At 68.1% G+C, this 8,414-nt stretch carries 11 protein-coding genes; 6 read left to right on the top strand and 5 right to left on the bottom strand.

Going from position 1 to position 8,414, the window contains the following annotated elements:
- Positions 1–129 precede the first annotated feature (129 nt).
- The gene (locus ACRDUX_RS14555; protein WP_526414740.1) at positions 130–906 is read left to right on the top strand and encodes a DUF3027 domain-containing protein; all 777 of its coding nucleotides are present in this window, start codon (positions 130–132) and stop codon (positions 904–906) included.
- An 8-nt stretch (positions 907–914) separates the two neighbouring features.
- Here ACRDUX_RS14555 and ACRDUX_RS14560 read toward each other — a convergent pair whose 3' ends face one another.
- Positions 915–1,184, bottom strand: coding sequence for a DUF2530 domain-containing protein (locus tag ACRDUX_RS14560; protein ID WP_526414731.1), 270 nt, complete (start codon positions 1,182–1,184; stop codon positions 915–917).
- Between the two features lie 50 nt (positions 1,185–1,234).
- On the opposite strand from ACRDUX_RS14560, the gene ACRDUX_RS14565 reads away from it, so the two are divergent.
- From ACRDUX_RS14565 to ACRDUX_RS14575, 3 genes are all read left to right on the top strand, one after another.
- Positions 1,235–1,666 carry an Rv0880 family HTH-type transcriptional regulator gene (locus ACRDUX_RS14565; RefSeq protein WP_526414732.1) on the top strand — a complete coding sequence of 144 codons (432 nt, stop codon included), beginning with the start codon at positions 1,235–1,237 and terminating at the stop codon, positions 1,664–1,666.
- Between the two features lie 77 nt (positions 1,667–1,743).
- The gene (locus tag ACRDUX_RS14570; protein WP_526414733.1) at positions 1,744–2,559 is read left to right on the top strand and encodes a TrmH family RNA methyltransferase; all 816 of its coding nucleotides are present in this window, start codon (positions 1,744–1,746) and stop codon (positions 2,557–2,559) included.
- Positions 2,556–2,837, top strand: a complete 282-nt coding sequence (locus ACRDUX_RS14575; RefSeq protein ID WP_526414734.1) for a DUF2537 domain-containing protein — start codon at positions 2,556–2,558, stop codon at positions 2,835–2,837. Before ACRDUX_RS14570 ends, ACRDUX_RS14575 begins: the two co-directional genes overlap by 4 nt.
- 6 nt (positions 2,838–2,843) lie before the next feature.
- Here ACRDUX_RS14575 and ACRDUX_RS14580 read toward each other — a convergent pair whose 3' ends face one another.
- The 3 genes from ACRDUX_RS14580 to serC all read right to left on the bottom strand — a co-directional run bounded on the left by ACRDUX_RS14580 (position 2,844) and on the right by serC (position 5,795).
- Entirely contained in the window at positions 2,844–3,752 is a 909-nt protein-coding gene (locus ACRDUX_RS14580) for an SAM-dependent methyltransferase (RefSeq protein WP_526414735.1), read from the bottom strand.
- Between the two features lie 44 nt (positions 3,753–3,796).
- On the bottom strand, positions 3,797–4,600 hold the full coding sequence (gene sepH, locus ACRDUX_RS14585) for a septation protein SepH (RefSeq protein WP_526414736.1): 804 nt from the start codon (positions 4,598–4,600) through the stop codon (positions 3,797–3,799).
- A gap of 88 nt (positions 4,601–4,688) precedes the next feature.
- Complete coding sequence (gene serC, locus ACRDUX_RS14590) at positions 4,689–5,795, bottom strand: phosphoserine transaminase (RefSeq protein ID WP_526414737.1); 1,107 nt, start codon at positions 5,793–5,795, stop codon at positions 4,689–4,691.
- A 195-nt stretch (positions 5,796–5,990) separates the two neighbouring features.
- Between serC and ACRDUX_RS14595 the strand changes: the two genes are divergently transcribed.
- Complete coding sequence (locus ACRDUX_RS14595; RefSeq protein ID WP_526414738.1) at positions 5,991–6,434, top strand: CAP domain-containing protein; 444 nt, start codon at positions 5,991–5,993, stop codon at positions 6,432–6,434.
- 27 nt (positions 6,435–6,461) lie between these two features.
- Here the strand turns inward: ACRDUX_RS14595 and map are convergent, their stop codons facing one another.
- Positions 6,462–7,226 (bottom strand): type I methionyl aminopeptidase, encoded by a 765-nt coding sequence (gene map, locus ACRDUX_RS14600; RefSeq protein WP_526414739.1) that lies wholly within the window; start codon positions 7,224–7,226, stop codon positions 6,462–6,464.
- Positions 7,227–7,379: 153 nt separating this feature from the next.
- Between map and ACRDUX_RS14605 the strand changes: the two genes are divergently transcribed.
- A complete protein-coding gene (locus ACRDUX_RS14605; protein WP_526414741.1) occupies positions 7,380–8,396 on the top strand; it encodes a diiron oxygenase in 1,017 nt (338 codons plus the stop codon).
- The last annotated feature ends 18 nt before the right edge of the window (positions 8,397–8,414 follow it).

Here is an 8,414-nt window from a genome sequence, read left to right on the forward strand (position 1 = left end):
CCGTGGGGGGGTCACGCCACGATCCGGTCACCCCATCGATTGTTCCCCATGGGGCTGACCGCCGCCTGCAGGGCGGCCGGTGTGGCTTTGCTCGCGGGTCGTCAGGCAGTATTGATGACGATGGAGAGCATGATCGAACCCGCCGAGCAGGATTTTGCGACCGAACCGTCGCAACCGCCGGCTGACCCTGCCACCGTACTGATGGGCGCGGTCGACGCTGCGCGCGCGGCGATCAGGGAGTTCAGCGGCGATGACGTAGTCGGTGAATACCTCGGCGCCGGCTCCGACGACCCGTCCGCCGTGACGCACCGTTTCCTGGCGACCCTGCCCGGATACCAGGGCTGGCAGTGGGCGGTGGTGGTCGCGGCGCATCCCGGTGCGGATCACGCCACGATCAGTGAAGTGGTCCTGGTGCCGGGCCCGACGGCGCTGCTCGCACCGCAGTGGGTGCCGTGGCAGGAGCGCGTCCAGCCGGGTGATCTGGGTCCGGGGGACCTGCTGGCCACACCCGTCGACGATCCGCGGGTGGTGCCGGGGTACACGTCGTCCGGCGACGACGAGCTCGACGAGGTCGCGGGTGACATCGGGCTCGGCAAGCGTCAGGTCCTCAGCCAGTGGGGCCGCATCGAGGCCGCGGAGCGCTGGCACGACGGCGAATACGGACCCGGCTCGGCCATGGCGCGTGCCACGCGCAAGGTGTGCCGTGACTGTGCGTACTACCTGTCGCTGACCGGATCGCTTGGCACGCTGTTCGGAGTGTGCGCCAACGAGATGTCGGCCGACGGGCACGTCGTCTCGGAGGAGTACGGCTGCGGCGCGCACTCGGACACCCCGCAGGCCGCCACCATCGGTTCACCGATGTTCGATCCGTACGACGACGGCGTCCTCGACCTGACGCAGCCCTGAGAGCAGGTTCAGCGAATTCCGCTCTGGGCGCCGCGGGAGCCGCGGCGTGCGGCGCGCCGCTGCCACAGGAAGATCGACGTGCCTGCCACGCCAACGCCAAGCCCGGCCAGCGTCACCGGGCGGCAGTCGTGCAGAGCGGGCACCGAGAAGGCCAGCACGACGGCGATGAGCCAGCCAGCCGCGATAGTGACGATGACCGGCCACGGCTGCAGAAGGACGTCCGGCAGAGCCGGAGGTTCTCCTCGGTCGTCATGCGGTGACGGCGTCGTCGCGTCCATTGCGGACCAACCTAACCGATCCCGGTTCAACTGTCGGTACTGTTTGCGTCGTGACCGACGCCGACGCCCGCCTGGCCAGCGACTTGTCGTTGGCCGTCGTGCGATTGGCGCGGCAGCTGCGCTTCCGCCGCCCGGACTCGCCGGTGTCGCTGTCTCAGTTGTCGGCGCTCGCGACGCTGGCCAAGGAGGGTTCGATGACACCGGGCGCGCTGGCGATTCGGGAGCGCGTCAGGCCGCCGTCGATGACGCGGGTCATCGCATCGCTGGCAGAGCTGGGATTCGTCGACCGTGCCGCGCACCCCGACGACGGCCGTCAGGTGCTGGTGTCGGTGTCACCCTCGGGGCAGGAACTGATCGACGTCGAGCGCCGCGCCAGCCAGGAGTGGTTGCAGCAGCGCCTCGCCGAACTTCAACCTGGGCAGCGTAAGACCCTGCTGGCGGCCGCCGATCTGATGTCGGCGATCGTGGACGAAGGAACGTGAGCTGAGCGCCGGCGGGCAGGAAGCGAAGCGGACCGGGGGATGAGTCCAGGCGGGCAGGAAGCGAAGCGGACCGGGGAATGAGCCCAGTAGTCGACGTCGACGATCCGACCGACCCATGCCTCGACGACTTCCGCGATCTGAACAGCATCGATCGCAGGCCGGATCTGCCGAGCGGCAAGGGACTCGTGATCGCCGAGGGCGTGCTGGTGGTGCAACGGATGCTGGTGTCGCGATTCGAGCCGGCGGCGTTCCTGGGCACGGAGCGCAGGCTGGGCGAGCTGACCGGCGACCTGGAGTCCACCGATGCACCCTTCTATCGCGCCAGCGCCGAGGTGATGGCCCAGGTCATCGGCTTTCACCTCAACCGCGGCGTGCTGGCGGCCGCGCCGCGCCCGCAGGAGCTGTCGATATCGCAGGTGATCGAGGGTGCGCGCACGATCGCGGTGCTCGAGGGGGTCAACGATCACGAGAACCTCGGCTCGGTCTTTCGCAACGCCGCGGGCCTCGACGTCGACGCGATCGTATTCGGCATGGGGTGTGCCGACCCGCTCTATCGACGGGCGGTGCGGGTGTCGATGGGCCACGCGCTCCTGGTGCCCTACGCTTCTTACGCCAGTTGGCCAGGTGATCTCGAAGTATTGCGGGACAACGGTTTTCGGATGGTGGCGATGACGCCCAGTCCCGCCGCCCAGACGTTGGCGCACGCGATGGAGGGTCTTGTCGACGAGAAGGTGGCGATCCTCGTCGGCGCGGAGGGCCCGGGTCTGACCGAACGGACGATGCGGGCCAGCGACGTTCGGGTGCGTATCCCGATGGCGAGGGGTACGGACTCGCTGAACGTCGCGACGGCTGCGGCGCTGGCCTTTTACGAGCGGGCTAGGCTCGTGCCGTGAACGAGGATGCGACGCCCTGGGGGACGGGGCTGACGGTCGCGGCGTTCGTCGCGGCGGTGACGGCGGGCGCGATCGTCGTCCTGAGCGTTGGCCTGACCCGGGTGCATCCGCTGCTGGCGGTGGGGCTGAACCTGGTGGCCGTCGGCGGGCTCGCCCCGACGGTGTGGGGTTGGCGGGCCCGGCCGGTTTGGCGCTGGTTCGTGCTCGGCAGTGGCGTCGGGGTGGTGGCCGGCTGGCTCGCTTTACTGGCGATGGCCCTTGGAACGGTTGTGGCGTAGCGGCTTTCAGCTCAGCCGGGCCGACGTGTAGGTGGCGTTGAACAGGCCCGTCATCGCCTCGTCGGGCCGGAACTCGAGCCCGTTGTCGAGGAACACGTCCTCGACGGTCACGGTCGTGGTTTGCCAGCCCTTGGCGTTCAGGTAGTCGACGACGCTGCTGCGCTGGCCCTGATAGGTGAGCTCCGACGGGTCGTCCAGGTCCAGGCCGTTGGCGCGCTGGCCGGCAGCGATCGCGCGGACCCCGTCGCTGGTGAGCACGGTCATGTCGGGCTGCCAGTCGGTGGCTACTCGGCTGCCGGCGGCGCTCAGTGCGGTGATGTCGTCGAACAGCCGATCCTGGGCCTGCGGCGGCAGATAGCCGAGCAGTCCCTCGGCGATCCACGCGGTCGGCACCGTCGCGGCGAAGCCCGCCGCGCGGAGTGCGGCGGGCCAGTCGTCGCGAAGGTCGATGCCGATCGAATGCAGCGTTGCGGTAGGGGGCACACCCATCTCGGTGAACGTGCGTGACTTGAAGTCGACGACAGCAGGCTGATCCAGCTCGAACACCGTGGTTCCGTCCGGCCACGGCAGCCGGTAGGGCCTGGCGTCCAGACCGGCGGCGAGGATGACGGCCTGGTGGATGCCTGCGTCGGTCGCGGTGGCGAAGAAGTCGTCGAAGTACTTGGTGCGGATGGCCATGCCGTCGGCCAGTCGCTGCGGGTCGAGCAGGTTGCCCTGCTCGTCGGGTTCGACGAGGCCGTTCGCCAGCTTGGTGAAGTAGTCGACGCCGACGGCGCGCACCAGCGGCTCGGCGTAGATGTCCACGATGAGCGGCGTCGGGCTACGGGTGGCCAGTGCGCGGGACGCGGCGACGCCGGTCGCGGTGGCGCCCACGCTGGACGCGAGGTCCCATGAATCGTTGTCGGTACGGGGCATGAAACTTAGTCTACATAACTAATATTTCAACATGGCCCACGCGATCAGGGCTGGGTGGCGGAACGCACTCCCAGCAGGACGTCTTCCCAGCCGGGCACCTCTGGCCTACTGCGCTTGCGGGTGCGGGGCTTGGGCTCGGCGGGCGTCTTGGCCGTCGCGGGTTCCGGAGCAGGGGTGGCGGGCGGCTCGGGTGCCGGTGTCGGCTCGGGCAGCGACAGATCGAGGGTGGGCACCGGTGCGACCGACCGCAGCGGTGGCCGGTCGAACTGGGGATCGATGAGCTCTGCCGCCGCGTCGTCGAAGGCCGTCGCCGTGCCGCCGTGGGCTCCCGGCGTGTAGCGGAAGTGGGCGACGTTGTCCGAACGCCCGGCCTTCCACGACAGTTGGACGGTCCAGCGGCCGTCCTCATTGCGCCAGGCGTCCCACGCTGTGGCGTCGGGATCGAGGCCACGGGACACCAGGGCCGTCGTGATGGTCTCCAGCAGCGTCAACACCGCGGGTCCGTCGGCGAGCACGGGGTGCGCGGCGGTCGCAAGCTCGGCCGCGCGGGAGCGCTCCAGTAGGACCGGGTGGGCGAAACGCTCGACCCGGACGGGGTCGACGCCCGCCGCATTCGCGACCTCTTCGACGGACGCACCCGCTCGGATCCTGGCTTGAATATCCTTGGGGCTCAGCACGTTCGGAACCTCGACATCGACTTGAGAGGGGCTGGTGACGGCACGGTCATCGTTCAACGCGGCGCGGAGGCGACTGTCTGGACGGAGAATGAACTTCTCGCCGGAGCCGGCGGTCTCGCAGATGATGCGTTTGCCATCTACGTCGAGTCCGATGACTTTCAGTTCCCGCATGTGCGACCTCCTAGGGCGGCTTAAGCGGCCACCCTACTTCGTTACCGAGCCGTAACCGGCGTCTGACACGCAGTCACGGCGGTGATCGTCAGAGGCGCTCGACGACCCAGTCCACGCAGGCCGTCAGTGCGCTGACGTCATCGGGATCCACGGCAGGGAACATCGCGACCCGCAGCTGGTTGCGGCCCAGCTTGCGGTACGGCTCGGTGTCGACGATGCCGTTGGCCCGCAGCACCTTGGCCACGGCCGGGGCGTCCACTTCCTCGCCGAAGTCGATGGTCCCGACGACTTGCGACCGCAACGAGGGGTCGGCGACGAACGGGGTGGTGTAACTCGTCGTCTCGGCCCACGAGTACAGCCGCTGCGAGGAGTCGGCGGTGCGTTTGACGGCCCAGTCGAGCCCGCCGTTGCCCAGCAGCCAGTCGAGCTGGTCCGCCATCAGCACCAGCGTCGCGATCGCGGGGGTGTTGTACGTCTGGTTCTTCAGGCTGTTGTCGATCGCGATCGGCAACGACAGGAAGTCGGGCACCCAGCGGCCCGATCCCGCGATCTGCTCGACCCTCGCCAACGCGGCCGGGCTCATGATCGCCAGCCACAGCCCACCGTCGGACGCGAAGTTCTTCTGGGGGGCGAAGTAGTAGGTGTCGGTATCGGCGATGTCGACGGGAAGGCCGCCTGCCGCCGACGTCGCGTCGATGACCACCAGCGCGTCGCCGTCGGGGCGCTGGATCGGCACCGCGACGCCCGTCGAGGTCTCGTTGTGCGCCCACGCGACCACGTCGACCGACGGGTCGGACTGCGGCTGCGGGGCGCTGCCGGGATCGGCCTTGACGATGATCGGGTCGCCGACGAACGGGTTGGCCGCCACCGCCGAGGCGAACTTGGCGCTGAACTCGCCGAACGTCAGGTGCAGCGACCGCTTGTCGATCAGCCCGAATGCCGCAGCGTCCCAGAATGCGGTCGAGCCGCCGTTGCCGAGAATCACCTCGTAGCCGTCAGGGAGCGCGAACAACTGGCGCACACCGTCGCGGACGCGGCCGACCAGGTTCTTGACGGGTGCCTGCCGGTGCGAGGTGCCGAACAGGTGCCCGGAATCGACCAGCGCCTTCAGCTGCTCGGGGCGCACCTTCGACGGCCCGGAGCCGAAGCGTCCGTCCTTGGGCTTGAGGTCGGCGGGAATCGTGAGGTCGGCCATGTGGTCAAGAGTAGTGACCGGACTCATGCACTTTCCGCGGGGAGGGTGGGCGGAAAATACCGGAAATGTGGGTAAACACCCGACACATCGACCCCGCCGTGTCCATACTGTGATCTGTCGGGAATTTGAGCCTTTGGGGGCCACGTGATCAATCGCGGAAAGATCTCGACGCTAGTGCCGGTATGTGTGGCGGCCATGACGGTCTTCGGTTCGGTGCTCGCCGCTGCGCCGGCCCAGGCAGATGGCGGTGACCAGGGCGTCGCGGTGCTGAGCCAGATCAACGCGACGCGCGCGGCGAACGGCTGTGGCCCCGTCGCGGCCAATCCGCAGCTGACCGCGTCGGCGGAGCGGCACGCCGAGGACATGCTCGCGAACGGAGTGTCCGACCACACCGGTTCGGACGGCTCCTCCCTCGTCCAGCGCGTCACGGATGCCGGCTACACGCAGTACGCCGATCTCGGCGAGATCGTCTTCTGGGGCACCGGGTCCGCAGGCACCCCGGCAAACGCGGTCACCTCCTGGATGAACAGCCCGCCCCACCGCGCGATCATCACGGACTGCCAACTGACCGAGGCGGGGTTCTCGGCGCTCAGCAACGGCAACAAGATGACAGCGACGGGGGATTTCGGGACGAGGTAGGCGCAGCGAAACGGCTCCTGGCCGTCGTCAGCTGGTCAGGATCCTGGCACCGTCGGTAGTGACGGCGACGGTGTGTTCACTGTGCGCGGCGCGGGCGCCGGTCGCCGTCCGCAGTGTCCAGCCGTCGGAATCGTGCGTGTAGTCGTCGGTGCCGTCGGCGATCAGCATCGGCTCTATCGCGATGACCAGGCCCGGCCGCAGTTTCATGCCCCTGCCGGGCCTGCCGACGTTCGGCACGTGCGGATCTTCGTGCATGGTGCGGCCGATTCCGTGGCCGCCGTGGTCGGCGAGCATTCCGTAGCCCGCCGTGCGGGCGGTCGTGGCGATCGCATGGCCGACGTCGCCGAGGGTGTTGCCCGGTTTCACCGCGGCGATGCCCGCGGCAAGCGCCGCGTCGGTCGCCTCGATGAGTGCGACGTCCCCGGTGCGCGGGTTGCCGACGACGAAGCTGCGGGCCGCGTCTCCGCACCAGCCGCGCAGCGTCGCCCCGAAGTCGACCGACACCAGGTCGCCGTCCACGAGCAGCTCGTCGGTGGGGATGCCGTGGACGACGGCGTCGTTGACGCTGACGCACAGCACCGCTGGGAAGGGGACCGGCGCCCAGTGCGGGTGGTAGTTCAGGAACGGCGAACCCGCGCCATGCTTTGCGAGGACGTCGGCGGCCACCCTGTCGAGGTCCCTCGTCGTACGCCCAGGAGCGGCGTGCGCGACGACGGCGCGCAGGGCCTCGGCGACCACGGCGCCCGCGGCCCGCATCGCCTCGATCTCGGCTTCGGTCTTCAGTTCGACCATCAGTGGCTGTTGCCTGCGTCACATGTGATGTGGATAACCCGGTCAGCGCACATACAGGAAAACGCCCTGTTCAATTACTGGGACCTCCGGTACCGTGGTGGACAGCAGGCCGACAAATGTAAACCTCACGGGAGGCTTCGAATGGCTGTCAAGATCGCTCGCACGCGGATCATCCGCCGCTGGCGCAAGAACATGGACGTCTCCGACGACACCGGGTACGTGGACACTCTCACCACACTGTCCGAGGGGTCGGTGCGGCGCAACTTCAATCCGTACACGGACATTGACTGGGACTCCCCGGAGTTCAAGGTGACCCCCGACGACGAGCGCTGGATCCTTCCGGCGACGGATCCGATCGGCCAGCACCCCTGGTATCGGTCGCAGTCCAAGGAGCGGCAGATCGAGATCGGCATGTGGCGTCAGGCCAACGTCGCCAAGGTCGGACTGCACTTCGAGTCCATCCTGATCCGCGGGCTGATGGAGTACGCATTCTGGACGCCCAACGGCTCGCCCGAGTACCGCTACTGTCTCCACGAGGCGGTCGAAGAGTGCAACCACACCCTGATGTTTCAGGAGATGGTGAACCGCATCGGCGCCGACGTGCCCGGCATGCCACGGATGCTCAAGTGGATACAGCCGGTCATCCCGCTGGTCGCCGGACCGCTTCCGATCCCGTTCTGGTTCGGCATTCTCGCCGGCGAGGAGCCCATCGACCACACGCAGAAGAACGTGCTGCGCGAGGGCAAGACCTTGCATCCGATCATGGAGCGCGTCATGGCCATTCACGTGGCTGAGGAGGCTCGGCACATCTCGTTCGCGCACGAGTACCTGCGCAAGCGAGTGCCCCACCTTCCGCGGCGCAAGCGGTTCGTAATGTCGATCTACGTGCCCGTCGTGATGCGCGTCCTGTGCTCGGCCATCATCGTGCCGCCTCGGGCGTTCTGGAAGGAATTCGATATCCCTCGCTCGGTGCGCAAGGAGATCTTCTTCCGGTCACCCGAGTCGCGGAAGATGCTGCGCGACATGTTCGGCGACGTTCGGATGTTGTGCCAGGACACCGGCTTGATGAACCCGCTCGCGAAGTTGGTCTGGCGGATCTGCCGGATCAGCGGTGCTCCCAGCCGCTACCGGAGTGAACCTCAGCGCCAGCATCTGGTGTCGGTCGCGTAGGCACCCATGCCGCACGTG

Source organism: Mycobacterium sp. (assembly GCF_050701675.1).
Taxonomy (GTDB): domain Bacteria; phylum Actinomycetota; class Actinomycetes; order Mycobacteriales; family Mycobacteriaceae; genus Mycobacterium.